The sequence below is a fragment of the Cobetia sp. 5-25-4-2 genome (assembly GCF_013374075.1).
In the GTDB taxonomy this organism is placed as follows: domain Bacteria; phylum Pseudomonadota; class Gammaproteobacteria; order Pseudomonadales; family Halomonadaceae; genus Cobetia; species Cobetia marina.
In genome coordinates this window covers 59,005-83,850 of the sequence record NZ_BLWK01000009.1, presented here as the reverse complement: position 1 = coordinate 83,850, position 24,846 = coordinate 59,005, and the positions used below count along the sequence as shown (strand labels likewise).

24 protein-coding genes and 1 tRNA gene are annotated in these 24,846 nt (G+C 63.9%); 7 read left to right on the top strand and 18 right to left on the bottom strand.

From position 1 onward, the window contains the following. Positions 1 to 4: 4 nt before the first annotated feature. The 16 genes from HXS65_RS15895 to rplU all read right to left on the bottom strand — a co-directional run bounded on the left by HXS65_RS15895 (position 5) and on the right by rplU (position 15,224). Entirely contained in the window at positions 5 to 583 is a 579-nt protein-coding gene (locus tag HXS65_RS15895; protein WP_127734342.1) for a hypothetical protein, read from the bottom strand. Further along, on the bottom strand, positions 583 to 1,560 hold the full coding sequence (locus HXS65_RS15890; RefSeq protein WP_176494345.1) for a PilW family protein: 978 nt from the start codon (positions 1,558 to 1,560) through the stop codon (positions 583 to 585). Before HXS65_RS15890 ends, HXS65_RS15895 begins: the two co-directional genes overlap by 1 nt. Next, a complete protein-coding gene (gene pilV / locus HXS65_RS15885) occupies positions 1,557 to 2,057 on the bottom strand; it encodes a type IV pilus modification protein PilV (protein ID WP_176494344.1) in 501 nt (166 codons plus the stop codon). Before pilV ends, HXS65_RS15890 begins: the two co-directional genes overlap by 4 nt. Next, positions 2,054 to 2,554: a GspH/FimT family protein gene (locus HXS65_RS15880; protein WP_077373519.1), complete on the bottom strand. Its 501-nt coding sequence runs from the start codon at positions 2,552 to 2,554 to the stop codon at positions 2,054 to 2,056. Before HXS65_RS15880 ends, pilV begins: the two co-directional genes overlap by 4 nt. A gap of 92 nt (positions 2,555 to 2,646) precedes the next feature. Next, a complete protein-coding gene (locus tag HXS65_RS15875) occupies positions 2,647 to 3,018 on the bottom strand; it encodes a type IV pilin protein (RefSeq protein WP_127736627.1) in 372 nt (123 codons plus the stop codon). Between the two features lie 330 nt (positions 3,019 to 3,348). Next, complete coding sequence (ispH, locus tag HXS65_RS15870; protein ID WP_077373435.1) at positions 3,349 to 4,317, bottom strand: 4-hydroxy-3-methylbut-2-enyl diphosphate reductase; 969 nt, start codon at positions 4,315 to 4,317, stop codon at positions 3,349 to 3,351. 58 nt (positions 4,318 to 4,375) lie between these two features. After that, the gene (gene fkpB / locus HXS65_RS15865) at positions 4,376 to 4,819 is read right to left on the bottom strand and encodes an FKBP-type peptidyl-prolyl cis-trans isomerase (RefSeq protein WP_077373432.1); all 444 of its coding nucleotides are present in this window, start codon (positions 4,817 to 4,819) and stop codon (positions 4,376 to 4,378) included. 20 nt (positions 4,820 to 4,839) lie between these two features. Further along, the gene (lspA, locus tag HXS65_RS15860; protein WP_240499635.1) at positions 4,840 to 5,367 is read right to left on the bottom strand and encodes a signal peptidase II; all 528 of its coding nucleotides are present in this window, start codon (positions 5,365 to 5,367) and stop codon (positions 4,840 to 4,842) included. 141 nt (positions 5,368 to 5,508) lie between these two features. After that, positions 5,509 to 8,340, bottom strand: coding sequence for an isoleucine--tRNA ligase (gene ileS, locus HXS65_RS15855; protein WP_176494343.1), 2,832 nt, complete (start codon positions 8,338 to 8,340; stop codon positions 5,509 to 5,511). Positions 8,341 to 8,351: 11 nt separating this feature from the next. Then, entirely contained in the window at positions 8,352 to 9,482 is a 1,131-nt protein-coding gene (gene ribF, locus HXS65_RS15850; RefSeq protein ID WP_077373426.1) for a bifunctional riboflavin kinase/FAD synthetase, read from the bottom strand. Positions 9,483 to 9,605: 123 nt separating this feature from the next. After that, positions 9,606 to 11,150 (bottom strand): murein biosynthesis integral membrane protein MurJ, encoded by a 1,545-nt coding sequence (gene murJ / locus HXS65_RS15845; RefSeq protein ID WP_373996132.1) that lies wholly within the window; start codon positions 11,148 to 11,150, stop codon positions 9,606 to 9,608. A 226-nt stretch (positions 11,151 to 11,376) separates the two neighbouring features. Further along, entirely contained in the window at positions 11,377 to 11,643 is a 267-nt protein-coding gene (gene rpsT / locus HXS65_RS15840; protein ID WP_077373420.1) for a 30S ribosomal protein S20, read from the bottom strand. Between the two features lie 264 nt (positions 11,644 to 11,907). Then, positions 11,908 to 13,038, bottom strand: a complete 1,131-nt coding sequence (proB, locus tag HXS65_RS15835; protein WP_077373512.1) for a glutamate 5-kinase — start codon at positions 13,036 to 13,038, stop codon at positions 11,908 to 11,910. 261 nt (positions 13,039 to 13,299) lie between these two features. Further along, the gene (gene cgtA, locus HXS65_RS15830; RefSeq protein ID WP_077373417.1) at positions 13,300 to 14,496 is read right to left on the bottom strand and encodes an Obg family GTPase CgtA; all 1,197 of its coding nucleotides are present in this window, start codon (positions 14,494 to 14,496) and stop codon (positions 13,300 to 13,302) included. Between the two features lie 125 nt (positions 14,497 to 14,621). Beyond that, complete coding sequence (gene rpmA, locus HXS65_RS15825) at positions 14,622 to 14,879, bottom strand: 50S ribosomal protein L27 (RefSeq protein ID WP_043335969.1); 258 nt, start codon at positions 14,877 to 14,879, stop codon at positions 14,622 to 14,624. 33 nt (positions 14,880 to 14,912) lie between these two features. Further along, on the bottom strand, positions 14,913 to 15,224 hold the full coding sequence (gene rplU / locus HXS65_RS15820; protein ID WP_065392479.1) for a 50S ribosomal protein L21: 312 nt from the start codon (positions 15,222 to 15,224) through the stop codon (positions 14,913 to 14,915). A gap of 283 nt (positions 15,225 to 15,507) precedes the next feature. On the opposite strand from rplU, the gene ispB reads away from it, so the two are divergent. The 3 genes from ispB (at position 15,508) to HXS65_RS15805 (ending at position 17,128) form a co-directional block, all read left to right on the top strand. Next, entirely contained in the window at positions 15,508 to 16,497 is a 990-nt protein-coding gene (ispB, locus tag HXS65_RS15815; RefSeq protein WP_176494341.1) for an octaprenyl diphosphate synthase, read from the top strand. Between the two features lie 201 nt (positions 16,498 to 16,698). After that, positions 16,699 to 16,775, top strand: a tRNA-Pro gene (locus tag HXS65_RS15810). 122 nt (positions 16,776 to 16,897) lie between these two features. Further along, positions 16,898 to 17,128, top strand: a complete 231-nt coding sequence (locus tag HXS65_RS15805; RefSeq protein ID WP_077373415.1) for a hypothetical protein — start codon at positions 16,898 to 16,900, stop codon at positions 17,126 to 17,128. Positions 17,129 to 17,142: 14 nt separating this feature from the next. On the opposite strand, the gene HXS65_RS15800 is transcribed toward HXS65_RS15805, so the two are convergent. After that, positions 17,143 to 17,403, bottom strand: coding sequence for a hypothetical protein (locus tag HXS65_RS15800; RefSeq protein ID WP_176494340.1), 261 nt, complete (start codon positions 17,401 to 17,403; stop codon positions 17,143 to 17,145). Between the two features lie 178 nt (positions 17,404 to 17,581). On the opposite strand from HXS65_RS15800, the gene HXS65_RS15795 reads away from it, so the two are divergent. From HXS65_RS15795 to HXS65_RS15785, 3 genes are all read left to right on the top strand, one after another. Next, on the top strand, positions 17,582 to 18,439 hold the full coding sequence (locus HXS65_RS15795) for a TlpA disulfide reductase family protein (RefSeq protein WP_176494339.1): 858 nt from the start codon (positions 17,582 to 17,584) through the stop codon (positions 18,437 to 18,439). Positions 18,440 to 18,622: 183 nt separating this feature from the next. Then, a complete protein-coding gene (gene rapA / locus HXS65_RS15790) occupies positions 18,623 to 21,565 on the top strand; it encodes an RNA polymerase-associated protein RapA (protein ID WP_176494338.1) in 2,943 nt (980 codons plus the stop codon). A 161-nt stretch (positions 21,566 to 21,726) separates the two neighbouring features. Beyond that, positions 21,727 to 22,491, top strand: coding sequence for a pseudouridine synthase (locus HXS65_RS15785; protein ID WP_176494337.1), 765 nt, complete (start codon positions 21,727 to 21,729; stop codon positions 22,489 to 22,491). A 52-nt stretch (positions 22,492 to 22,543) separates the two neighbouring features. Here the strand turns inward: HXS65_RS15785 and HXS65_RS15780 are convergent, their stop codons facing one another. Continuing rightward, complete coding sequence (locus HXS65_RS15780; RefSeq protein ID WP_077373400.1) at positions 22,544 to 23,476, bottom strand: TIGR01777 family oxidoreductase; 933 nt, start codon at positions 23,474 to 23,476, stop codon at positions 22,544 to 22,546. Positions 23,477 to 23,635: 159 nt separating this feature from the next. On the opposite strand from HXS65_RS15780, the gene HXS65_RS15775 reads away from it, so the two are divergent. Next, complete coding sequence (locus HXS65_RS15775; RefSeq protein ID WP_176494336.1) at positions 23,636 to 24,787, top strand: NAD(P)/FAD-dependent oxidoreductase; 1,152 nt, start codon at positions 23,636 to 23,638, stop codon at positions 24,785 to 24,787. Positions 24,788 to 24,846 lie beyond the last annotated feature (59 nt).

Below are 24,846 nucleotides of genomic sequence, written 5' to 3'. Positions count from 1 at the left end.
CCTCTCAGAAGTAAGGGCCCAGTTCCAACTCGCTTTGCACCACTGTCCAGGAGGCACCATTGCCGCCTCCCAGGCCCATTGCACTGACGCGGAAGGCATCCAGGCGCGTACCGACCGCATTCAATTCGTTGCTGGTATTCAGTGGGGGCTGACCGACCTTGCCCAGATACTCGATCACGTACGCCCCGATCACCGCGCCGTTATCATCATCCAGCGTATCGATGCCATTGGCCTGCCAATCCGCTTCAGAGAGCGGGTTGATCGGCGGCGCATCCTCAGGGAGTGCCAGCATCAGCCCAGCCGAGTCATCGAAATCGCCCAGTTCCCAGGCGCCATTCTCCAGACCCTCCTGCAACGCCCGCTCACCGATGCTGAGGCTGGTCTCGGCGTTGTAATAGGACTGCTCGAAGTTGCGGCTGTTGACGGCCATCCGAGTCTGCAACTGACTGTCCTCCACGCCGGTGACGGCCAGCAGACCGATCACCACCAGCATGACCAGCACGATCAGCAGCGCGATGCCTTGCTGATGCGCGGGCCCCCTCGTTGCCGCACAGGGCCCGGATGTTGACGGCGATGTATGCATCAGCTGCCCCTCAGTTGCAGATTGCGCGGCGTGAACGTGAGATTGAAGGTGCGTGTCAGACGGCCATCGTTATCTCCGCCCGGCACCACGCCTGGCAGGCTCTCGAGTGTCAGGGCGATCTCGATGCGACGCACCTCATCCCAACGGTCTTCGCTGCGAACCGTGGCGGCAGGCACCTTGACCCGATCGACACTGCCGTTGCCGGTGGTGTCCAGACTGAAGCTGACATCGAAGCCCTCGACGCCAGAGGCCAGCTCTTCGCGCGCAAAGGTGGCATCGATGCGATCGAGATACAGCGCACGCACCGAGCTGTCATTGGCCTGATCATCCAGCCGGAGCTCCCAGGCCTGCACCGGATACAGATAGGCGTTCGATGACTGTGAACTGCCATAGGAACGCGACAGGGTATCGTTGGTCTCGATACTGCCCTGGGTCGTCCCCGACACCTTGAAGACATCGGTGCTGTTGCAATCACTGACCAGCGCGAACTCGTCGGTCACGAAGGCCGCTTCACTGCCATTGCGCACGCTCAGTGGTCCGCCCAGTGAGGTCATGCTGCTGATGAGCGTGGTCTCATCGCCATCCTTGCTGGCGGCGACGAACGTCAGATTGAAATAGCTGAGGCTACGCTGGGTACGCTGCTGCCCACCGAAGGGCGCCGTGAGATCGTGGGAGTCATCCACTGAACTGGCATTGGTGATATCACGACTGTTGGCACACCCCGCGTAGCCCACATTGCGCATGAGGGGCTGAAGCCGGAACGAGGCATAACGCGCCGACTCCTGAAGATAGGACAGGGCTTCCTGGGTACTCACGGTACTGCGTGACGTCGAGAACATCTGCACCGCCATCGCCGTGATGAGAAGCCCCAGCACCAGACTGATCATCAGTTCGACCAGGCCAACCCCCGCCTGATGCGCGCGAGAGGCTGGAGAGCGAGAGAACTTCTTGCCAGCGATAGAGACACGCGGATTCATGGCTCCACCTCGAAGCGATATGCCTGGATATCCATTCCACCATTGAGCGTATCGCTCCATTGCACCTGGACACTGACGTCATGCACCCCGATACCGGCACCGCCGACCAGGCGCTCGTCTACCGTCACGTTGCCGACACCGCTGGTCAGAGTGGAACCCTGAATGGCCGTTCGCCAGTCGATCACATCCTGATTGGCCAACTGAGCGGGCGTGCAGTCTGACGAGCATCCATTGTCCGGTGGGTCCTGCGTATCGGCACCATCGTATTGCGCAATGGCTTCGAGATTGGCCCGAATGCGCTCGGCCATGTCCAATGACAGCAGCTGTGCCACCGTATTGCTGTAACTGACGCGCTGGTGCTGCAACGTCTGCACCTGCAGCAGCCCCAACCCCAGCAAGGAGACACCAAGCAGCAGCACGGCCACCAGCGCCTCGATCAGACCGACGCCACGCTGACAATACGCCGTCGCGATCTTCGGAGGGTTACGCCTTGTCATGAGCAATCACCTCCCGTCTCGAGTCTCACGCGCCCTGAAGGCGCCACCACCACGGAAGTGGAATCCGATGCTGCGCAGAACACCAGCGTGCTGTTGCCGCTGTTGAGTGTGCCGCGATCATTGAAGGTGATACGACTGGCACCGCCGGATTGCGCCACCGAGTTGCTGCCCTGATGAACCCACATGCGATCCCCTGCCGTGAAATTGGCCCCACTGCCTTCATACACCACCCAGCCATTCGACCAGTCCGCATCACAGACAGTGGGATTCGGCGTGGCAACGCTCGGAGCATAGGGACAGACGCTGACCATGGTGCCGCGACTGGTCGCGGCACTGCGTGCCATCGCCAGGGCATGCGTCAGGGCGCGCACGTCGGACTCCACCTGAGAGCGCTGTACCATCCCTTGCCAGGCAGGCACCGCCCAGGCAGCGATGATGGCGATGATCGCCACCGTCACCACCAGCTCGATCAGCGTGAAACCGCGTGAATGACGCATGATGTCAGGCTCCCCGGCCTCTCGTGGCCTCTCATGCAACGCGAAAGGCAGTTCTCTCCCGACCCGATGTCGAGAGGATGGTCTCGCAGACTTCACCAACACCGCCCCCCTCCTTCCGCGCCGGTATTCATGACCTCATCCATCCACAGAATGCCGCAGTCATCGTTGAGCTGTGCCCCCTGCGGAGTGGCCTGCAACACGAAGGTGCTCGGCGTGAGGCTGCGATAGGAGATCAGGTAGCGCAGATTGCCGCCGGCATCCTCGATACTGCTGACGCCATCGGCTGGCAACTCACCCTCCAGCACCGGCGCCTCGGAGAAATCGTGGCCATAGAAGCCATGCAACTGCCTGGCCTGCTGGCCCAGCGCCTGCTGAGCATGAGAACGCCAGCTGCGCTCCACGTACCCGAGATAGGATGGCACTGCTACCGCCGCCAGAATCCCGATGATCGCGACCACCATCATGACTTCGATGAGCGTGAAGCCTCGTGCTCCTCTGGGCCCGCACGCTCCCGCTGCCCCGCGTCGTGCACGAGCACCGATGACGCTTTTGGCTAGGGGATGGCATGGCATGCCGATATCTCCAGAGGTGGCTTACCCTCCATTATGTATCATTTTCGTAACTGAGCATTACATTTTTTTTCATATATCCTCAGGCCAGATCAACGCTCACCGGAATGATCAGGGCATTGAGAACATGCGCAATAACTCACAAAGAGCCAGATATTGCGGATCAGACATGAAAAAAGCCGCGACAGAGTCGCGGCTTTCAGATGACCAATGACTTACAGAGCGTTACAGCTCGCGAATCTGATCCGAGGCGATCAAGCGCTCCTTGAGCTCCTTGGGCATGGAGAAGACGATATTCTCCTCCTGACCTTCCAGTTCCTCGGGCGCCGAAGCCCCCAGTGCCATCAGGCGATCGATCACGCCCTGCACCAGCACTTCGGGCGCACTTGCGCCTGCCGTGATCCCGATACTGCCGATACCCTCGAGCCAGGCGGCCTCGATCTGCTCGGCATCATCGATCAACCAGGCCGGGGTCTGCATGCGCTCGGCCAGTTCGCGCAGGCGATTGGAGTTGGAGCTGTTGGGGCTGCCGACCACCAGCACCACATCGCAGGCTTCCGCCAGCATGCGTACGGCGTCCTGACGATTCTGGGTCGCGTAGCAGATATCGTCCTTGCGCGGCCCCTGAATCGCCGGGAAGCGTTCGCGCAGCGCATCGATCACACGCGCCGTGTCATCCATGGACAGCGTAGTCTGGGTGACGAAGGCCAGCTGATCCGGGTCCTTGACCTCCAGGCGCGCCACATCGGACTCGTCCTCCACCAGGTGGATGGTGCCACCCTTGGAGGTGTCATAGCGACCCATGGTGCCCTCGACTTCCGGGTGACCCTCATGGCCGATCAGCACGCAATCCTGGCCCTTGCGCGCATAGCGCAGCACTTCCATGTGCACCTTGGTCACCAGCGGACAGGTGGCATCGAAGACCTTGAGGTTGCGACGCTCGGCCTCTTCCTGCACCGCACGCGAGACACCGTGGGCCGAGAAGATGACGATGACGTCATCCGGCACTTCGTGCAGTTCCTCGACGAAGATGGCGCCGCGCTCCTTGAGGGAGTCGACCACGAAGCGATTGTGCACCACCTCGTGACGCACGTAGATCGGCGGCCCGAACACGTCGAGCGCCCCGTTGACGATATCGATGGCGCGATCCACTCCGGCGCAGAAACCGCGCGGGTTGGCCAGCTTGATCTGCATGACAGGCTCCGCTTGATGGCAAGGGGCACACGTGTGAGGCGCCCCTGGAAAAGAAGACTCAGTGCGTGGTCGCGGGGGAGACGGACAGCACCTCGACCTCGAAGGTCAGGGTACGCCCGGCCAGCGGGTGGTTGAAGTCGACCTTGACGTCACGCTCATCGATCTCGCGAATGATGCCCGGCAGCTCCGAGCCTGACGGCTCGGCGAAGGACATCACCATGCCGACCTCGATCTCGTCATCGAAGCTCTTGCGCGCCACGGTCTGGACATTCTGCGGATTGTGCTGACCGAAGGCATGCTCCGGCGTGACCGTGAAGCTGCCGGTCTCACCTGCCGCCATGCCCATGATCGGCCGCTCGAAGCCCGGCGGCAGATTGCCATCGCCTACCTGGAAGGTGGCCGGCGTCTTGTCGAAGGTGGAATCCACTTCGGTACCGTCTTCCAGACGCAGACGGAAATGGAGGCTGACCTCCATGTTTTCGGCGATACGATATTCGCTCATGCTGACCTCGTTTGCGCCACTCACTCGGAGCGGCCACGGAAGGATTCGATGATCAGTGCCACGGCTCCCAGGCTGATGGCGACGTCCGCCACATTGAAGGCCGGGAAGAAGGCATTGCCCCAGTGGAAGGACAGGAAGTCCACCACGTAACCATGCACGACACGATCATAAAGATTGCCCAGTGCGCCACCCAGTACCAGCGCGATGCCCAGCGCCGTGAAGGTCTCGTGACGCTTGAGGCGCGCAAGCCAGATGCTCAGACCGATGGCCGCCACCACGGCGATGCCGGCGAACAGCCAGCGCTGCCAGCCGTCATGACCGGCCAGGAAACTGAAGGCCGCGCCGGTATTGTGCAGCAGCGTCAGATTGAAGACCGGCAGCACCTCGTTGGCCTGACCGTAGATCAAAGAACTGCTGGCCAACCACTTGGTGGTCAGATCCAGCACCACGATCACCACTGACAGCCACAGCCAGCGCAACGGCGAACGCATCGGCTCACTGGCGGCCGAGCCGGCCTCACTGGCAGGCGGTTGTGAAGAAGACGTCATGTTACCTTCCTGTCGAGGATGCCATGGGCATCCCTGCATGAAATGAATCCGTCGGCGGCAAGACACGAACGCCGGGCCAGAGCCCGGCGTTCGATATCAGCGCTCAGCGGAGGCTGAACGATGCCGCGGTCGCGTCAGCGATCACGCGAAGTAACGCGTCTCGCCTTCGCCATCCGGCAGGTTGGTCACGCAGCGGCCACACAGGGTCGGATGTTCCGGCAGGGTGCCGACTTCCGGACGGTGGTGCCAGCAACGTTCGCACTTGGCATTCTCGCTGACCTTGACCGCCACCTTGAGGCCGGACACTTCGGTCTCTTCTGCGTCACCCGCAGCATCGAGAGGCGCCAGGGTCACGCCGCTGGTCAGCATCACGAAGCGCAGTTCGTCGCCGAGACTTGCCAGCAGAGTGCTGAGCTCATCATTGACGTAGAGGGTGACTTCCGCCGCCAGGCCATTCTTGACCAGACCGGCGTTGCGCGCGCCTTCCAGCGTCTTGTTGACCGCCTGCTTGACGTGCAGCACCTGCTCCCAGAACTCACGCCCCATGGGGGCATCATCCGCCAGCGTGGTCAGGCCGGTGTAGGCCGTCTCCAGGAAGATGGTGTCCTTGCGCGGGCCCGGGATGTTGGCGTAGATCTCTTCTCCGGTGAAGGAGAGGATCGGCGCCATCCAGCGTGCCAGCGCCTCGATCACGTGATACAGCGCCGTCTGACAGCTGCGACGCGCACGCGAGTTCGGCTGCGTGGTGTACTGGCGGTCCTTGATGACATCCAGATAGAAGCCGCCCAGCTCACGTGAGCAGAAGGTCAGCACCTGCTGGTAGATGTCGAGGAAGCGGTATTCCTCGTAGGCCAGCTCGACACGTGCCTGCAGCTGGGCGGCACGATCGACCACCCACTGGTCCAGCGCCAGCATGTCGTCGAAGGCCAGCGCATCACGCTCGGGCTCGAAACCGTTCAGGTTGGACAGCAGGAAGCGCGAGGTGTTGCGAATGCGGCGATAGGCATCGGCAGTCCGCTTGAGGATCTCGTCCGAGACGGCCATCTCACCGGAATAGTCATTGGAGGACACCCACAGACGCAGGATGTCGGCGCCCAGCTTGTCCATCACCTGCTGCGGCGCGACCACGTTGCCCACTGACTTGGACATCTTGCGGCCCTGCGCATCGACGGTGAAACCGTGAGTCAGCAGTGCCTTGTAGGGCGCGTGGCCGTCGATGGCACAGCCGGTCAGCAGTGACGAGTGGAACCAGCCACGGTGCTGGTCGGAGCCTTCCAGATACAGGTCGGCACGCGGACCTTCCTCGTGACCATGCGGGTGCGACCCACGCAGCACATGCCAGTGGGTCGTGCCGGAATCGAACCACACGTCCAGCGTGTCGGTGACCTTCTCGTAGTTCTCGGCCTCTTCGCCCAGCAGCTCCTGGCTGTCGAGTGACCACCAGGCATCGATGCCGTGCTCGGCGACGCGATCCGCGACCGCTTCCATCAGCGCGACGCTGTCAGGGTGCAGTTCGCCAGTGGCGCGATGCAGGAACAGCGGAATCGGCACGCCCCAGTTGCGCTGACGCGAGATGCACCAGTCAGGGCGGTTGGCGATCATGCTCTTCAGGCGCGCCTGGCCCCAGGCAGGAATGAAGGTGGTGTCCTCGATGGCGGACAGCGCCTTGTCACGCAGGGTCACGCCATCGGTGCCGGCGATGTCCATGCCGACGAACCACTGGGCCGTGGCGCGATAGATGACCGGCGTCTTGTGGCGCCAGCAGTGCATGTAGCTATGGGTGATCTTCTCGTGCGCCATCAGCGCGCCGAGTTCTTCCAGACGCGCGACGATGTTCGGATTGGCCTTCCAGATGAACTGACCACCGAATTCCGGCAGGTCCGGCACGTAGACACCGTTGCCCTGCACCGGGCTCTCGATCTCGTCGAAGCTCATGCCGTAACGACGGCAGGTGTGGAAGTCATCCTCGCCGTAGGCCGGCGCGGAGTGGACGATACCGGTACCGGCACCGGTCTCGACGTAGTCGGCCAGATAGACCGGCGACAGACGATCGTAGATCGGGTGACGGAAGTTGAGATTCTCCAGTGCCGCGCCATTGACGGTCGCCAGTGTCTCGCCACTCAGCCCGAAGCGCGCCAGGCTGTCCTCGACCAGCTCCTCGGCGAGCACCAGCAGGCGCTCGCCGGTATCGACCAGCGAGTAGACGAAGTCCGGGTGAACGTTGAGCGCCTGGTTGGCCGGAATGGTCCACGGGGTGGTGGTCCAGATCACGATCGCCGCCGGCTTGCTCAGTGACTCGAGGCCGAAGGCCTTGGCCAGCGCCGCGCTGTCGTCTGCCGCGAAGGCGACATCGATGGCGTCAGAGGTCTTGTCGGCGTATTCGACTTCCGCTTCCGCAAGCGCAGAGCCACAGTCGAAGCACCAGTTGACCGGCTTCAGGCCCTTGAAGACATAACCGCCCTTGACCATCTCGGCCAGCGCACGGATCTCACCGGCTTCGTTGGCGAAGTCCATGGAGCGATACGGGTTGCCCCAGTCACCGACGATGCCGAGACGGATGAACTCGTGCTTCTGACCTTCCACCTGCACGCCCGCGTATTCGCGGCACAGGTGGCGGGCTTTCTCGGACTCGAGATGCTTGCCGTGGGTGGTCTCGACCTTGTGCTCGATGGGCAGACCATGACAGTCCCAGCCCGGCACGTAAGGCGCATCGAAGCCCGCCATCGTCTTGGACTTGACGATGATGTCCTTGAGAATCTTGTTGACGGCGTGACCGATGTGAATATTGCCGTTGGCATAGGGAGGGCCGTCGTGGAGCACGAAGCTCGGACGGCCCTTGCCTGCTTCACGCAGACGCGCGTAGAGGTCAATCTCGTTCCAGCGGGCCAGTTGGTCCGGCTCACGCTTGGGGAGATTGCCGCGCATCGGGAAGTCGGTATCGGGCAGATTCAAAGTGTGCTTGTAGTCGCTCATAGCCTTTCGGGTCAGCCGTCGTGGGGGCGGGAAGCCTGAGCTTCCCGAGCTGTGGAATCAGACACCTCAGCAGTGCCGTGTAAGGGTGCCGTCGGCGCATTCATCAGTGCGCTCAGCGGACGGCTGGCCAGCGGCAGGTCAGCCATCGAGGTCATGCAATCGAGCAATGCCTGCTCATCACTGGCGGGCGTCTCACCTGCGGCCAGCGCGAAGAAGCGGCGTGCCAATGCGATATCGGCGTAGATGGCGGCCTTGAGAGCTTCCAGGCCATCGAAGCGCTGCTCGCCACGCAGGAAGGCACAGAAGCTGACACGCATCGACTGGCCATAGAGGTCCTCCGCGAAGTCCAGCAGGTGAACCTCAAGGACCGGGCGCGGCGTGCCGACCGTCGGGCGCCAGCCGATATTGGCCACCGCCGGGCAGGCGCGGCCATCGGCCAGATGCGCCATCACCGCGTAGACGCCGGAGACCGCCAGCGGCGCATTCGGCAGCGGCAGATTGGCGGTCGGCACGCCGATGGTACGCCCCAGCTGACGGTCCGCGACCACGCGCCCCTGCCAGTGATGGGCTCGTCCCAGCAATCTGGCGGCCAATGCCATGTCACCCGCGGCCAGTACCTTGCGCACGCGAGTGCTGGACACACGCTCACCGGCGATCTCGAAGGTGCGGGTATGCTCCACCGCGAAGCCCTCGGCGGCGCCGATGCGCTCCAGCAGCGCGAAGTCACCGGCACGATCACAGCCGAAGCGGAAGTCGTCGCCGACCACCAGGTGGCGCACGCCGAGGCCATCGATCAGCACCTGCTCGATGAATTCACGGGCCGACAATGAGCGCAGCGCCTCATTGAAGGGCAGGCACAGCACGCGCTCGGCGCCGTGGCTACCCAGCAGGCGGACCTTTTCCGCCAGTCGCGTCAGGCGTGGCGGCGCCTTGTCACCCGCGAAGAACTCGCGCGGCTGCGGCTCGAACACCACCACCGTGGCCGGCAGCCCATAGGCCGCCGCGCGCTCGCGCAGTTGCTCCAGAATCGCCTGGTGGCCGAGGTGCACCCCATCGAAATTGCCGATGGTGGCCACGCAGCCGCGACTGCCATCCTGCTTGCGCAGGCGGGCGAGATTGTGGAGTCCTCTGATCAAGTCCATGCGTGCATCACACAAGCCGCCGAAAGTGGTCGATTATAGCGAAGGGGCACGGCGCTGACAGCCACCGTTGCCCCACCAGAGAGAAAACTGCTGGAACGCGAGATGTGAATCGGGAGTCGGGGCTCAGCCCTGCATGCGGAAGTGGCGCGGACGTATGCCGCAAAGCCCCAACCACAGCGCATAGACCAGCACACCGCCGACGACCAGCGCCCCCATCATCGCACAGCGCTCCCACAGGCCCCAACCGAGCCAGGTGGTCCAGTCCGGTGACAGCCACAGCAGGCCGCCGCCCATCAGGGCGCAACCGCCAATCAGCGTCAGCGAATAGCGCCCCCAGCCCGGCTGGAAGCGCAGCACACCCTCGCGATACAGGCCACGCGCCAACAGCCCGGCATTCAGGAAGGCCGACAGCGCCGTGGCCAATGCCAGGCCCGCATGGGCCAACGGCACGATCAGCGCGAGGTTGAAGGCCATGTTGGCGACCATCGCGATGATGCCGATCCTGACCGGCGTCTTCGTGTCCTGACGCGCATAGAAGCCCGGTGCCAGCACCTTGATCAGCATGAAGGCCAGCAGCCCGAAGCTGTAGGCCCGCAGGCTCTGGGCCGACATCACCACATCATTGTCCGTCATCGCCCCATAGTGGAACAACGTGATCAGCAGCGGCTCCGCGAGCACGCCCAGCGCCAGCGCCGCCGGCACGCCGATCAACAATACCGAACGCAGCGCCCAGTCGAGCATCTTCTGGAAGTGCTCCAGCGACTGCTCCGCGTGACGCTTGGAGAGCGCCGGCAGAATCACGGTGCCGATGGCGATGCCAATGATGCCCAGCGGCAGTTCGACCAGCCGGTCGGAGTAATAGAGCCACGACACGCTGCCGGTGACCAGAAACGAGGCCAGCACGGTATCCAGCAGCAGGTTGATCTGCGAGACCGAGACCCCGAACAGCGCCGGTGTCATCAACTTGAGGATGCGCCGCACGCCTTCGTGGGCGAAGTTCGGCCATGGCTTGGGCATCAGGCCAAGACGCAGCAGGAACGGCACCTGGAACAGCAGCTGCACGCCACCGGCGATCAACACGCCCCAGGCCAGCGCCATGGCGGGTGTCTCGAAACGCGGTGCCAGCAACAGCGCCGCGCCGATCAGGCTCAGGTTGAGCAGCACCGGGGTGATGGCCGGCACCGCGAAGCGGTTCCAGGTATTGAGCACGCTGCCGGCGAAGGCGGTCAGCGAGATCAGCAACAGATAGGGGAAGGTCAGGCGCAGCATGTCACCGGTCAGCGCCAGCTTGCCGGCATCGTCACCGAACCCGGGCGCGAAGACCCACACCAGCCAGGGCGCGCACAGCATCGCCAGCGCCGTGATCAGCGCCAGGATGACGCCGAGACTGCCACTGACGGCATCCAGCAACTCGCGGACCTCTTCCCGCGTGCGCCGGGTCGCATACTCGGACAGCACCGGAATGAAGGCCTGATTGAAGGCCCCCTCGGCGAACAGACGACGCATGAAGTTGGGGATCTTGAAGGCCACGAAGAAGGCATCCGCCCCGCTGCCTGCCCCCAGCAGACTGGCGATGATCACGTCTCGCGCCAGCCCCAGCACCCGCGACAGCATCGTCATCACGCTGACGATCAGTCCGGAGCGCAGCAGTCCCGCGCGCACCGGCAGGCTGTCTCCACTGCTGGTCTCTGCCTGAGCCGTCGCCTGAGAGCCAGTCTGCACGGCCTGGCGACCCGACTCTTTCCCGACATCCTGATCGCCTCTGGGCGACTCATCCTGCGGCTTGCTCACCCTGACACCCCTTTCACTTCCCTGATCCGATACCGATGCCATCCAACACGATAGACAGACACAAAAAAACCGGCCGAAGCCGGTTTTTTCACGCGAACACGTCTTAGACAGCCAGTGCCTTGACGCGTGCGTTCAGACGGCTCTTGACGCGAGCGGCCTTCTTCTTGGACAGGATGTCCTTGTCGGCGTAACGGTCGAGGACCTTCTGCGCGACATTGAAAGCGGCCATGGAAGCAGCGTGGTCACCAGTCTTGACGGCCTTCAGCACGTTCTTGACGCTGGTACGCACGGCGGAACGCTGTGCGGAGTTGTGCTGACGACGGACTTCAGCCTGACGAGCGCGCTTGCGAGCTTGCTTGGAGTTTGCCACTTTGATGCTCCTTATGAGTCCACCCGTAGGCGCGTACTCATGAACTTGAATTTGGAAGACGTTGTCGCGGGGCGACAGCGGGTCCGGTCATCTCTCGCTTTCGACACTTGACGTGAAGACCATAGAGAAATCAGCGACTTGACGTGGAAGCCCCGCCAAGCCTTCGCCATCGGAGCGGACCAGCTCCCGACAGGACGGCAGAGTCTAGCATGGCCAGACGGATGACTGCCAGCATGAGGCCCGCATCGGCAGGCCTCATGCGCCCTACAGCACGATGAGGTTGTCGCGATGAATCAGCTCCGGCGCCTCGATATAGCCCAGCGCAGCCTCGATCTGATGACTCGGCAGCCCCAGGATGCGCTCGGCATCGACCGCGGAATAGTTGACCAGCCCCTTGGCGATCCGCGCGCCGGATTCATCGACACACTGCACCAGGTCACCGCGCTTGAAGGCTCCCTCGATCTTCTTCACGCCCACCGGCAGCAGGCTGGAACCACGCGTGGTCAGCACGCTGACGGCACCGGCATCCAGCGTCAGGGTGCCCCGCACCTGCAGTTGCCCGGCGATCCAGCGCTTGCGCGCCGCGATCGGCGCATGCTCGGGCAGCAGCAGGGTACCGAAGCGCTCGCCAGCGGCCAGGCGCGTGATCACGTCAGGCTGGCGGCCGGAGGCAATCACCGTCAGTGCGCCGCTGCGGGCTGCCAGGCGCGCCGCCCGCACCTTGGTGGCCATGCCGCCACGCCCCAGCACCCCGCCGCCACCGGCGACCTTGACCAGCATCGGGTCATCGGCCTGCGCTTCCTCGATCAGCCTGGCCGCCGGATCATGGCGCGGGTCGGCGTCGTACAGCCCTTCCTGATCGGTGAGCAGCAACAGGGCATCGGCTTCCAGCAGATTGGCGACCAGCGCGCCGAGCGTATCGTTGTCACCGAAGCGAATCTCGTCGGTGACGACAGTGTCATTCTCGTTGATCACCGGCACCACGCGCAGCTCCACCAGGGTGCGCAGCGCCGAGCGTGCATTCAGGTAACGCTTGCGATTGGAGAGATCGTCGTGGGTCAGCAGAATCTGGGCGGTGGTCAGGCCGTGACGATGGAAATGCTCTTCATAGCACTGGGTCAGGCCATTCTGGCCGACCGCCGCCGCGGCCTGCAGCTCATGCACGCCACTGGGTCGCGCCGTCCAGCCAAGCCGGGACATGCCGACGGCGATCGCGCCGGAAGACACCACGATCACCTCGATGCCACGCGCATGCAGTGCCGCGATCTGGTCGACCCAACGCCCGATGCCGGCATCGTCCAGCCCGCGGCCGTCGTCGGTCAGCAGCGCACTGCCGATCTTGACCACCACGCGCCGCGCCCTGGCCAATGCCTCACGTCCGACCCGACTGCCCATCTCCGCCAATTCCGCCACCTTCTGCTCCGCCACCGCACTATCTCCTGTCATGTGGTCTCCCGCCCCGCTCGGCAGGCTGTGACTGCCCCGTCGCGTCATTGTCCGCTCCCGCCCCGCTGCTGTCATCACCCTCGAGCGGCACCTGCAACGAAAACGCCCCGCCGCGAGACCAGAAGGCTCGGGGCGGGGCGTGAATCGCGAAGCGGGTCGCTCGTCACTCAGTGACTGCCTCGCAGGGCAGCCACCGGACGAACCTCGACCTCAGGGCGCGTATTCGACCTCGACGTCGTAATCGTCGTCATTGAAGTCGTCATCGTCCTCTTCTTCGTCATCCTTCTTGCGCTTGCGACGTGTCAGGCGCTCTTCAGCGCGCTCCAGCGACTCGTTCTCCATGCGCGCCAGCAGGGCGGCATGCGCCTCGGCAGCTTCCGGATCTTCCGCCAGCTGCAGGCGTTGCTCGCCCAGCCAGCGGTGTGCGGCCTGCACCAGCTCCTGAGTGCCGATACCACTGGCCGCGGAGACGACGAACAGCTCACCTTCCCAGCCCAGACGCTCGACGAGGTCCTTGACCATCGCCTCGCGATCCTCTTCCGCCAGCAGATCGATCTTGTTGATCACCAGCCAGCGCGGCAGCTCCGTGAGTGCCGAGGAGAAGTTCTTGAGCTCATTGAGAATCGCCTCGACCGCGTGGACCGGGTCGCTCTCGTCGAAGGGCGCGATATCCACCACATGCAGCAACAGGCGCGTACGCGTCAGGTGCTTGAGGAAGCGCAGCCCCAGGCCGGCACCATCCGCCGCCCCTTCGATCAGGCCGGGAATGTCGGCCATCACGAAGTGCTGGTGGCTACCGATCTTCACGACGCCAAGGTTCGGCACCAGCGTGGTGAAGGGGTAGTTGGCGACCTTGGGCTTGGCCGCGGAGACGGCCCGAATCAGCGTCGACTTGCCGGCATTCGGCATGCCCAGCAGGCCGACATCCGCCATCACCTTCATCTCGAGACGCAGGTTGCGACGCTCACCCCAAGTGCCCTTGGAGGTCTGGCGCGGCGCGCGATTGGTGGAGGACTTGAAGTGGATGTTGCCCAGACCACGACGCCCACCCTGCGCAACCAGCACCAGCTGGCCGATTTCCGTCACGTCACCGATGATCTCGAGGGTTTCCTCGTCGATCACGGTAGTGCCGACCGGCACCTTGACGATCAGGTCCTCACCCGCCTTGCCCGCCATCTGACGGCCCTGGCCGGCGTCACCGCTCTCGGCCTGGTAATAGCGCTGGAACTTGAAGTCGATCAGGGTATTGAGGGAATCATCCCCGATCAGGTACACACTGCCGCCGTGCCCGCCGTCACCCCCATCGGGGCCACCACGCGGCACGTATTTCTCACGGCGAAAACTCAGGCAACCATTGCCGCCACGTCCGGCCTCGACAATGATCGACGCTTCATCAAGGAACTGCATGCTGCTCTCTCCTGACGACGACCCGGGCCGTCATGCGACAAAAAAGCCCCGCCTGAGCGGGGCTTCCTTGCAGACCGTCATACGATACCGGGGCATCGTCCAGTCTGCGTAAGCTGTCAGACGTTTCAGGCAGAAACGATGCTGACGAACTTGCGGTTCTTCGGACCCTTGGTCTCGAACTTCACGTGGCCGTCGGCCAGAGCGAAGAGAGTGTGGTCCTTGCCGATGCCAACGCCAGTACCGGCGTGGAAACGGGTGCCGCGCTGACGCACGATGATGTTGCCGGCGATAGCCGCTTGGCCACCGAACAGCTTCACACCAAGGCGCTTGGATTCAGAATCGCGACCGTTGCGGGTAGAGCCCGCCGCCTTCTTATGTGCCATTGGATAATTCTCCTATGGTGGGTAGCGCTGCAATTACGCAGAGATACCAGTGATCTTGACTTCGGTGAACCACTGACGGTGGCCCGCACGACGCATGGAGTGCTTCCGGCGACGGAACTTGATGATGGTGACCTTGTCGCCACGGCCGTGAGACACGACCTCGGCAGCAACCTTGGCACCTTCAACCAGCGGAGCGCCGACCTTGATGTCGTCGCCTTCAGCGACCATCAGGACTTCGTCGAACTGGATAGTTTCGCCAGTGGCGACTTCAAGCTTCTCGAGCTTCAGGGTCTGGCCTTCCTGAACGCGGTACTGCTTGCCACCGCTCTTGATAACTGCGTACATGATTCTCTCCATCGAACTCATCAAGGGTGTGCTCTTGGGTGGCCTGCTGCGAGTGGCGCCCCTTCTGGAGCCATCTGACAGGGAGCGGGATGAGTCACGGCCGCGTATTATAGCGCCGCGTGCCGCGATCGACAAGCAATGTCAAGATGCACACGCCCGACCCGCCGCCAGCCTGCATCCCTGCGCGGGTGCACGCCTTGACGGCCATAGGGGTGCCCCATAGCATAACCGGCAAATGGCACGCCACGGCGGCCTCACCTCTCGCTACGGGCACGACGACCTCATGCAAGCCGACGCATCGACCCTTCACGCGGCAGTGGCAGATGACTTCGCCGCCGTAGACCGCACCATTCTCGCGCAGCTCGAGTCGCGCGTGCCGCTGGTCCAGACCATCGGTCAGTACATCATCCAGAGTGGTGGCAAGCGCCTGCGCCCGGTCCTGGTGCTGCTGGCAGCCCGCGCACTCGACTATCAGGGTGATCGCCACATCAACCTGGCCGCACTGATCGAGTTCATGCACACCTCGACACTGCTGCACGATGATGTCGTCGACGAGTCCAGTCTGCGTCGCGGTCGCTCCACCGCCAATGACACCTGGGGCAATGCGCCCTCCGTGCTGGTCGGTGACTTCCTCTATTCCCGCTCTTTCCAGATGATGGTGGAAGTCGGCTCGATGGACGTGATGGCGATTCTCTCCGCCGCCACCTGCACCATCGCCGAAGGCGAGGTCCTGCAGCTGACCAACATCGGCAATGCCGACATCGATGAAGCCGCCTACTTCGAGACCATCCACGGCAAGACCGCCATGCTGTTCGAGGCGGCCGCGCATGCCGGGGCGATACTCGCCCAGGAAGCGGATGGCAGCGTCACGGCGGCACAGGTCAGCGCGCTGCAGAACTATGGCCGCTACCTGGGCCTCGCCTTCCAGCTCATCGATGACCTGCTCGACTATCAGGGCGACGCCGAGACCATGGGCAAGAATGTCGGTGATGACCTGGCCGAGGGCAAGCCGACCCTGCCGTTGATTCGCGCCATGCAGGTCGGAAGCCCGGCGCAGGCCAGCCTGGTACGTGGCGCCATCGAGAAGGGCGGACTGGAGCAACTCGACGAGGTACTGGAAGTCGTGCGCCTCACCGGCGGCCTCGACTATACCCGCAGTCGCGCGCAGGAAATGGCCGACAACGCCCTGGCGGAACTCGAGGCGCTGCCAGAGAGTGACTTCCGCGACAGCCTCGAACGCATCGCGCTGTTGAGTGTCGGCCGCCAGGCCTGATCCCCCTTTCAGCCACGGGGAGACAGACCACCAGCAGGAAAACGTGACGAGAAGTACCGGCAGGATGAGGTGAAGAGAAGCGCGCTTCTCGACAGCCGAATTGCCCCTTGAGACATCGATAAAACTTTTTGACCTCAAGGGCTTGCAAAGCAAAGCTGTCTGCGTATAATTCACCTCCGTCGAGACAAGCTCACGACGCATCGGAGTATAGCTCAGCTTGGTAGAGCGCTGCCTTCGGGAGGCAGAGGTCGTAGGTTCGAATCCTGCTACTCCGACCAGATATCTGAAAAAGCCGCTGATCACTGATCAGCGGCTTTTTTGATGCTGGAAGGTTTTCCTGCGGCTCATGTTGCCCAGTGACGAACTCCCCTCCAACGCCTTACATCCCTCAGGATGCCACATGCACACACTGCGCCTTGCCATGCTGTCCCTGCTGCTCACCTCCCTGCTCTCCGCCTGCGCCTCCACCCGTACCCAATGGGAGAAGCCCGGTGCCAACAGCACGGAGGCTCACAACACCTGGGCCGGCTGCCAGTACGAACTTGGCCTGACGGACAAGTCAGACAACGAGAAACAGACGCTGCTGAAGTACTGCATGGAGCGTGAAGGCTACCGACTGCAGAGCTACTGAGTCGCTCACCTGCGTCAATCGGACATCCAGGTGTCACTCGCCTTGCGGGCCCGCTCGCGACCAGCACGTTCTCGGTCGCGGCGGGCCTTTTGCTTGAGGTAGTAACTGCGCAGCGCCAGCCCTAGTCCACAGGCCAGCATCAGGGCGAACACCAGCCCCTGCCACGGGCGGGCGGCATCCCCCAGCCAGGTTTCCAGCGCGACGATGGCGATCAGCCCCATAGCCTGGCTGGCAACGGCGATCGCACGGCTACGGTCATAATGATGTGAAAGCATGGGGATATCCCTGAAGCGTCCTCGGCGACAGAGCAATGCTCAGCGCGCGAGGCGTGGATGTCGAAGTCCGTCGATTATCGCATACTCGAGCCTCGCGACTGCAGCGCCGGCCAAGCGCCGCTCGACAGGTAGTGCTGACCCGAATGCCCCTTCCCGGACACCGCCAAAGGATAACCGCATGGATGCCATCGCTCTGGGCCCTGCCCTGATTTCCGTCGAACGCCTCTATGCCTTCGTGGCAGCCCTGGTGATGCTGATCGAGTTCTCGCTGCTGATTCGTCTACTGGCGCGCATGCACGCCAGGGGCACGACCGCGCCCGCTCACGACTCTTCACCGCTGAGCCCCTCGCGCTGGTTCAATCGCATGCTGGTCAGCTGGGTGATCGGTGCGCGCCTCACTTACGTCGCCCTGCACTGGGCAAGTTATCAGCAGACACCGCTGGATATTCTCAAGCTGTGGCAACCGGGCTACCACCTGCTCGGCGGCATGCTGGCCGCGACCCTGGCCAGCCTGTGGCTGCTGCGCCGGCATGGCGTGATTCGCCAGGTCATCGCGCTGGGCAGTCTGACTCTGGGCCTGACCGCTTTCCTCGGCCTCAAGCAGCTCGACCCGCTGGGCAGCACGCATTCCATCGAGCGCATGCCGTCGATCACCCTGCATCATCTGGATCGCCGCCCGGTATCGCTGGATGAGGTCCGCAATCAGCGCGTGATCGTCAATCTGTGGGCTACCTGGTGCCCGCCCTGCCGCCGGGAGATGCCGCTGCTGGCCGAGGTGGACGCCCGGCCGGATGTCACCGTGGTGCTGGCCAATCAGGGCGAACAGGCGCTCGCGGTCACTCGTTTCCTCAAGAGTGAGCGACTCACGCTGGAATACGCCCTGCTGGACCCCGCCATGCAGCTGATGGGGCTCGCCGACGCACAGGGCCTGCCCGCCACCCTGATTTTCGATGGCGAAGGCCGCCTGATCGAACGCCACATCGGCGAGCTGAGCCGCGCCCAGCTGCAGGCGCTGATGCCCCCGCCTGGATCGTGACGGACACCCTCCCCCAAATCATGAGAGAAGGCCTCATGCCATGGGTGCACCACGCCCAGTGACGACACGAGAGGACAAAGACGCCTCACAAGGACAAAAGGCGCTTAAGCCACGGCGCGTGATCCGGTAAGATACCGCGCCCCTGTATTCCCGATTCCCGTCTTTGTCCTACCCCGAGGCATCATGAGCGACTTCATTCCCGGTCAGCGCTGGATCAGTGATGGTGAGGCCGATCTCGGCCTTGGCACGATCCTCAATGTCGATTTCCGCACGGTTACCGTCCTCTTTGCCGCCAGCGAAGAAACCCGCACCTACAGCCTCCGCGAGGCGCCCCTGACCCGAGTCGCCTTCGGCAATGGCGACCGCATCCAGTCCGACGATGGCGAATGGCTGATCGTCGATGATTCCAAGGAAGTGCGCGGCCAGATCCTCTACATCTGTGAACGTGAAGGCGAAAGCGCCGGCGAGCTGCTCGAGCTTCCCGAGGCACGCCTCAACGACAAGATGCAGTTCAACCAGGCCCGTGACCGCCTGCTGACCGGCCAGGTCGACCGCAATGACTGGTTCGACCTGCGTTACCGCACCCTGCGCCACTTCCATCGTGTCGAGCAGAGCCCCGCGCTGGGCCTCTCCGGCCCCAAGGTCGACCTGGTACCGCACCAGCTGTACATCGCCGATGAGGTCTCGCGCCGTCACGCACCGCGCGTGCTGCTGGCCGATGAAGTCGGCCTGGGCAAGACCATCGAAGCCGGCCTGATCCTGCATCGCCTGCTGCTCAGCGGTCGTGCCCGTCGCGCCCTGATCCTGGTACCGGCGAGCCTGACCCACCAGTGGCTGGTCGAGATGCTGCGCCGCTTCGCGCTGGATGTCTCGCTGCTCGATGAAGAGCAATGCAAGGCCCACGGCACGCGCAACCCCTTCGAAGGCAACCAGATCATTCTGGCCAGCCAGGACTGGCTGTTCGCCAACCCGTCGCGTCAGGTCCAGGCTGCCGCCTGCGACTGGGACATGCTGATCGTCGATGAAGCCCACCACCTCGACTGGAGCGAAGACAAGGTCGGCCCGGGCTATGCCTGCGTCGAATCACTCGCCCGCCAGACCGCCGGTGTGCTGCTGCTGACCGCCACACCGGAGCAGATGGGGCTGGAGAGCCACTTCGCGCGCCTGCGCCTGCTCGACCCGGAGCGCTACCACGACCTGGAGCGCTTCAAGGCCGAGGAAGAGGGTTACGTCGCCGTGGCCTCGGCCATCGACAGCCTGGATGCCCTGCCGACTGACACCAGCGGCCTGGACAGCCTGACCGCCGTGCTGGATGACGGCGACAGCCGCGCCCTGCTCGAGACCCTGATGGACAGCGACAGCGATGACGCCCAGCGGGACAGCGCACGTCGTCAGCTGCGTGACCAGCTGCTCGACCGCCACGGCACCGGCCGCGTGATGTTCCGCAACTCGCGCACCCACGTCGAAGGCTTCCCCGAGCGTCGTCTGCACGTCCATGAGCTGGAGTTGCCCTCCTCCTACCGGCGTGTGGTGCGCAAGCTGGAGCGTGACGAGGACTACCTCGATGACCTGCTGATCGAGACCGGCATGAACCACCCCGAGGTGGTGCTGTTCCTCGACGAGATGTACCGCGCCCTGCCCGATGACCGCATGAACGCCGAGCCCTGGTGGCAGATCGACCCGCGCGTCATGTGGCTGCTGGAAACCCTGACCGACCTCGGCAACGAGAAGGCGCTGGTGATCTGTCACACCGCCGATACCGCGCGTGAGCTGTCCGAAGGCCTGCGCGTGCTGGGCGGCGTGCATGCACCGGTCTTCCATGAGGGCATGAGCCTGGTCGAGCGTGATCGCGCCGCCGCCGCCTTTGCCTCCGAGGAAGAAGGCGTGCAGCTGCTGGTGTGCTCGGAAATCGGCTCGGAAGGCCGTAATTTCCAGTTCTGCCACCACCTGGTGATGTTCGACCTGCCGGTGCATCCGGACCAGCTCGAGCAGCGCATCGGGCGTCTGGACCGCATCGGCCAGCAGTTCCCGATCGAGATCCACGTACCGGTCTTCGAAGGCTCACCGGGCGCCCAGCTGCTGCGCTGGTACCGCGATGGCATGGACGCCTTCAGTGCGCCCCACGGCATCGGCAGCGAGCTGTATTCCCAGTTCGGTGACGAGCTGGAAGAAGCCCTGCTCGACAGCGAAGAGATCGACAGCATCATCGAGCAGACCCGCGAACGCTTCGACGCCCTGCAGGCCGAGCGCCAGTCCGGTCGCAACCGTCTGCTGGAACTCAATGCCTGTCGTCACGAGCGCGCCGCGGAAGTCATCGCCGCCATCGAGACACTGGACAACGACAAGGCGCTGCCGGGCTACCTGGAGCGCGCCTTCGACATCTTCGGTATCGAGAGCCGGGACCTCGGCGATGGCATCACCTACCTGGCACCAGGCCCGCACATGCTCGACGGCCTGCCGGGGCTGGTGAAGGGCGAGGAAGGCTTCAGCGTCACCAGCGATCGCGCCACGGCGCTGTCACGCGAAGATGTCCAGCATCTGTCGTGGGAGCACCCGCTGGTCCGCGAGATGCTGGTGCGCATCATCGATGGCTCCATGGGCAACACGGCGCTGGCACTGCTCAAGCACCCGGCGATCCCGGGCGGTCGCCTGATGACGGAAGTGGTGTTCCGCACCCAGTCCACCGCACCGCGCGGCTTGCGCCTGGGTCGCTTCCTGCCACCGACCGCCATCCGGGTGCTGCTGGATGAAAACGGCAGCAACCTGTCCGACAAGGTCTCCTTCGGCGGGCTGGCCAAGAACCTCAAGCCGGTCAAGAAGGCGGTCGCGCGTGATCTGATCAAGCAGAGCCACGCGACACTGCGCAAGCTGATGAGCGGCGCCGAGCAGGAAGCCGAGCGCGAACTGCCGAGCATCGTCGAGCAGGCCCAGCAGCAGATGCGTGAGCAGCTCAGCGCGGAGCTCGCCCGCCTCGAAGCATTGGCCAGCCACAACCCGTCGGTGCGCGAGGAAGAGCTGGAAGCGCTGCGCCAGGAGCGTGCCGCTCTCGATGGCGCCATCGAGACCACGCGTCTGCGTCTGGACAGCGTGCGCGTCATCGTCACCGTGGATGCTCACGAACGTTGATCTGCCCGCGACGTGACGTCATCCCTGACGTCACGGCTTGCCAATGGCGCAAGAAAAGCGCCCCACCTGCCATCGGCAAGTGGGGCGCTTTTCATTGTGAGTCGTCGAAAGCGTTATTCTTGGGCCTGACCGTCCAACCCCTACCACTCTAGAGCACCGTCATGGCGACATCACATCCAGAAAGCCGACCCGACACCACGACCGAGCATGGCTGGCAGGGACAACGCCTTGCCGAGGAGGTCGCGCGTGTCGAGGGAGTGGGGCTGACGCTGCTGGCGGCAGGCGATGACTGGTGGGCGATCGACAAGCCGGCCAAGCTGCCCTCGGTACCGGGCCGCGACCCTTCACGCTTCGACAGCGTCCATTCGCGCCTGTGCCGGTTGAGCGCGGACACCCGTGCCGTGCATCGGCTGGATGTGGCAACCTCCGGGGTGCTGCTGGTGGCGCGCAATGTCGAGGGACAGCGGCGGCTGTCGCGCCTCTTCCAGTCGCGCACCCTCGAGAAACGCTACGTGGCCGTGGTGGCAGGGCATCTCACGCCCGACGAGGGCAGCATCGCCCTGCCGCTGCGCTGTGACTGGCCGCGCAGACCGCGGCAGATCGTCGACTTCCTCCATGGCAAACCGGCACTGACCCACTATCAGATCGAGCGTCACCTGATGCTCGATGGCCTGCGCCCGGATGGCTCGCCTCAGACCCTCGCCGCCAGCCGTGTCCTGCTGACACCCCATACCGGGCGCTCGCATCAGCTGCGCCTGCATATGCTGGCGCTCGGCCACCCCATCATCGGTGATGGCTTCTATGCACGCGGCGCGGCACTGAATGCCAGCCCTCGCCTGCTGCTGCATGCCGCACAGCTGGTGATTCCGTCAGCGACAGGCAGCGACGCGCCATCGCTGGTGCTGAATGCTCCGCTGCCGTTCTAGCCGCCAGGTACTGGCCAAGAGGCTCAAGTCCTGCAGCATCAGGCCCCGGCCTTCACTTTCTCAGGATGTCGGCGAAGGCCACGTCGAGGGTCGGGTAGTCGAAGGTGAAGCCTGCGGCCAGCAGGCGCGCCGGCACCATGCGGGCGCCCTCCAGCAATAGCGTGCTCATCTCTCCCAGCCCCAGCTTGAGTGCCTTGGCCGGCAGCGGCAGGATCGCTGGGCGCCCCAGACCGCGCGCCAAGGCGTGGGTAAAGCCCATGTTGGTGACCGGATGCGGTGCACTGGCATTGAAGGCCCCACTCAAGTCCTCATCCTCCAGCAGACGCTCGATGATGCGGATCAGATCATGGCGGTGGATCCACGGCATGTAGTGACGGCCATCGCCGAGACGCCCACCCAAGCCGAACTTGAAGGGCGTCAACAACTTGGCGAGCGTTCCGCCATCCGCTTCCATCACCAGACCGATGCGGATGATCGCCAGGCGAACACCACAGTCCGAGACTGGCATGGCGGCCGCTTCCCAGTCGCGACACAGGCGATGATTGAAGTCATCGTGAGGCGTTGCCTGCTCGTCGATCTCGACATCACCCGGCTCGCCCGCCTTGGGCTGCGCGCCGTAATACCCCATCGCCGAACCGGATACCATCACCTGGGGAGCCTGCCCCTCAGCCGCCAGTTGCTGACACAGCAGCACCAGATGCTCGGTGGTTTCCAGCCGCGAGCGACGCAGCTCTTGCTTGTGATCCTCGCTCCAGCGCCTCCCGGCAATCGATTCCCCCGCCAGATTGACGATGCCCTGTGGCTGCCAGTCCTTGAACATCAGCGCCGAATCCGCCGCCTTCAGGGTGATGCCCAGTTCGGCGAACTGCCGCTCGGCCCGCTCCGGACGACGTGACACCACTGCCAGCTCATGCCCGGCCGCGGCCAGTGAGCGGCAGAGTGCCTGACCGACAAATCCCGTTGCCCCCGTGATCAAGATTCGCATGCTGTCCTCCTCGGCGATGAAGCATCGAGTGTGCCAACTCTTGCCATGAATCTATACCTTTATTGTACAATCATGCACAAGAAGTTAACTTCAAGGGATGCCGGCGTCATTTCATGTTCCATCCTCCCGGTCCATCTTCCCCAGCAGGAGCCCTGCCTGATGTCAGTATCGTCCATCGCCATCATCGGTGCCGGTATCGCCGGTCTCTCTGCTGCTTCGTACCTGGCAGCGCAGGGTCACGCGGTGACGATCTTCGAGAAGGGACGCGGCCCGGGCGGTCGTCTGGCCAGTCGGCGCACTCCCCACGGCCCCCTCGACATCGGCGCTCAGTATTTCACCGCGCGTGATCCGCGCTTCCAGTCAGCGCTCGAGACATGGCGGGCAGACGGTATCGTCGCCCCCTGGGGTGACAGGCTGTTGCGTCTGGGCAGGACAGCGTCTGACACGCAGGAATGGCAGCGGCTTCGCGATGATTCTGCCCGCTATGTGGCCAGTCCGCGCATGAGCGCCCTGAGCCGCCACCTGAGCGAGGAGCTGCCGGCCAATGCCACCCTGCACACTCGCCTGCGCATCACACGCCTGGTCCGCGATGAAGCGGCGGGCGGCAAGGTTCGCTGGCAGCTTGAGGACCGGGACGGCGAGCGGCATGGTCCCTTTGATCATGTGATGATCACCGCCCCGGCCCCTCAGGCCCGTGCTCTGCTGAATGACGCCGGTACCGACGCTGAAGGCAACGTGCCGGCCTCGGCGCAACAGGCCTCACACTCTCTGGCGCCCGAGCTGAGCGCCCTGCTCTCGCGGATCGAGATGGCACCCACCTGGACCGTGATGGCCGCTTTGGAGACACCGCTGCCGGCCCTGGCAGGCATCGAGGACTGGCAGGGGCTGCTGGTCAGTCGCGGAGATGACGCCCCACTGCGCTGCGTGATGCGACAGCATTCGCGCCCCGGCCGCCAGCCCCCCTCGGGGGCTCGCGAGACCCTGAGCCTGCTGGCCACCGCCGGCTGGAGCCAGACTCACCTGGAAGACTCGCCTGAGGACATCTGCGCGGCACTCTGGCAAGCCTTCACGGCACTGCCCGAGATCCAGGCGCTTGGCGAGGACTGGAGTGAAGGCAAGGTATCGCTCACGGCCCATCGCTGGCGCTATGCTCATCCGACCCGCTGCGCACCTCAGGCAATGCCCGCCTCGCCGATGAGCCAGCACGGTCTGAGCCTGGCGGGCGATGCACTGAAAGGACCGCGAGTCGAAGATGCCTGGCTGTCAGGACGCGAAGCGGCAGAGCGACTGGCTGACGCGCTGAACTCATGAGCTCACGAGTTCACGAGTTCAGAGGACTGACCCACGATCCCCCCATGACAGGAAGCCCT

What these genes read in the sequence shown, in the direction of transcription:
- ispB (WP_176494341.1), top strand. Translation starts at nt 15,508, where the DNA reads ATGCAAGCCGACGCATCGACCCTTCACGCGGCAGTGGCAGATGACTTC.
- proB (WP_077373512.1), bottom strand. Translation starts at nt 13,038, where the DNA reads ATGGGCAGTCGGGTCGGACGTGAGGCATTGGCCAGGGCGCGGCGCGTG.
- HXS65_RS15785 (WP_176494337.1), top strand. Translation starts at nt 21,727, where the DNA reads ATGGCGACATCACATCCAGAAAGCCGACCCGACACCACGACCGAGCAT.
- HXS65_RS15805 (WP_077373415.1), top strand. Translation starts at nt 16,898, where the DNA reads ATGCACACACTGCGCCTTGCCATGCTGTCCCTGCTGCTCACCTCCCTG.
- rpmA (WP_043335969.1), bottom strand. Translation starts at nt 14,879, where the DNA reads ATGGCACATAAGAAGGCGGCGGGCTCTACCCGCAACGGTCGCGATTCT.
- HXS65_RS15875 (WP_127736627.1), bottom strand. Translation starts at nt 3,018, where the DNA reads ATGATGGTGGTCGCGATCATCGGGATTCTGGCGGCGGTAGCAGTGCCA.
- rplU (WP_065392479.1), bottom strand. Translation starts at nt 15,224, where the DNA reads ATGTACGCAGTTATCAAGAGCGGTGGCAAGCAGTACCGCGTTCAGGAA.
- HXS65_RS15795 (WP_176494339.1), top strand. Translation starts at nt 17,582, where the DNA reads ATGGATGCCATCGCTCTGGGCCCTGCCCTGATTTCCGTCGAACGCCTC.
- HXS65_RS15800 (WP_176494340.1), bottom strand. Translation starts at nt 17,403, where the DNA reads ATGCTTTCACATCATTATGACCGTAGCCGTGCGATCGCCGTTGCCAGC.
- HXS65_RS15895 (WP_127734342.1), bottom strand. Translation starts at nt 583, where the DNA reads ATGCATACATCGCCGTCAACATCCGGGCCCTGTGCGGCAACGAGGGGG.
- HXS65_RS15890 (WP_176494345.1), bottom strand. Translation starts at nt 1,560, where the DNA reads ATGAATCCGCGTGTCTCTATCGCTGGCAAGAAGTTCTCTCGCTCTCCA.
- HXS65_RS15880 (WP_077373519.1), bottom strand. Translation starts at nt 2,554, where the DNA reads ATGCGTCATTCACGCGGTTTCACGCTGATCGAGCTGGTGGTGACGGTG.
- rapA (WP_176494338.1), top strand. Translation starts at nt 18,623, where the DNA reads ATGAGCGACTTCATTCCCGGTCAGCGCTGGATCAGTGATGGTGAGGCC.
- fkpB (WP_077373432.1), bottom strand. Translation starts at nt 4,819, where the DNA reads ATGAGCGAATATCGTATCGCCGAAAACATGGAGGTCAGCCTCCATTTC.
- pilV (WP_176494344.1), bottom strand. Translation starts at nt 2,057, where the DNA reads ATGACAAGGCGTAACCCTCCGAAGATCGCGACGGCGTATTGTCAGCGT.
- ribF (WP_077373426.1), bottom strand. Translation starts at nt 9,482, where the DNA reads ATGGACTTGATCAGAGGACTCCACAATCTCGCCCGCCTGCGCAAGCAG.
- HXS65_RS15775 (WP_176494336.1), top strand. Translation starts at nt 23,636, where the DNA reads ATGTCAGTATCGTCCATCGCCATCATCGGTGCCGGTATCGCCGGTCTC.
- ispH (WP_077373435.1), bottom strand. Translation starts at nt 4,317, where the DNA reads ATGCAGATCAAGCTGGCCAACCCGCGCGGTTTCTGCGCCGGAGTGGAT.
- ileS (WP_176494343.1), bottom strand. Translation starts at nt 8,340, where the DNA reads ATGAGCGACTACAAGCACACTTTGAATCTGCCCGATACCGACTTCCCG.
- cgtA (WP_077373417.1), bottom strand. Translation starts at nt 14,496, where the DNA reads ATGCAGTTCCTTGATGAAGCGTCGATCATTGTCGAGGCCGGACGTGGC.
- lspA (WP_240499635.1), bottom strand. Translation starts at nt 5,367, where the DNA reads ATGACGTCTTCTTCACAACCGCCTGCCAGTGAGGCCGGCTCGGCCGCC.
- HXS65_RS15780 (WP_077373400.1), bottom strand. Translation starts at nt 23,476, where the DNA reads ATGCGAATCTTGATCACGGGGGCAACGGGATTTGTCGGTCAGGCACTC.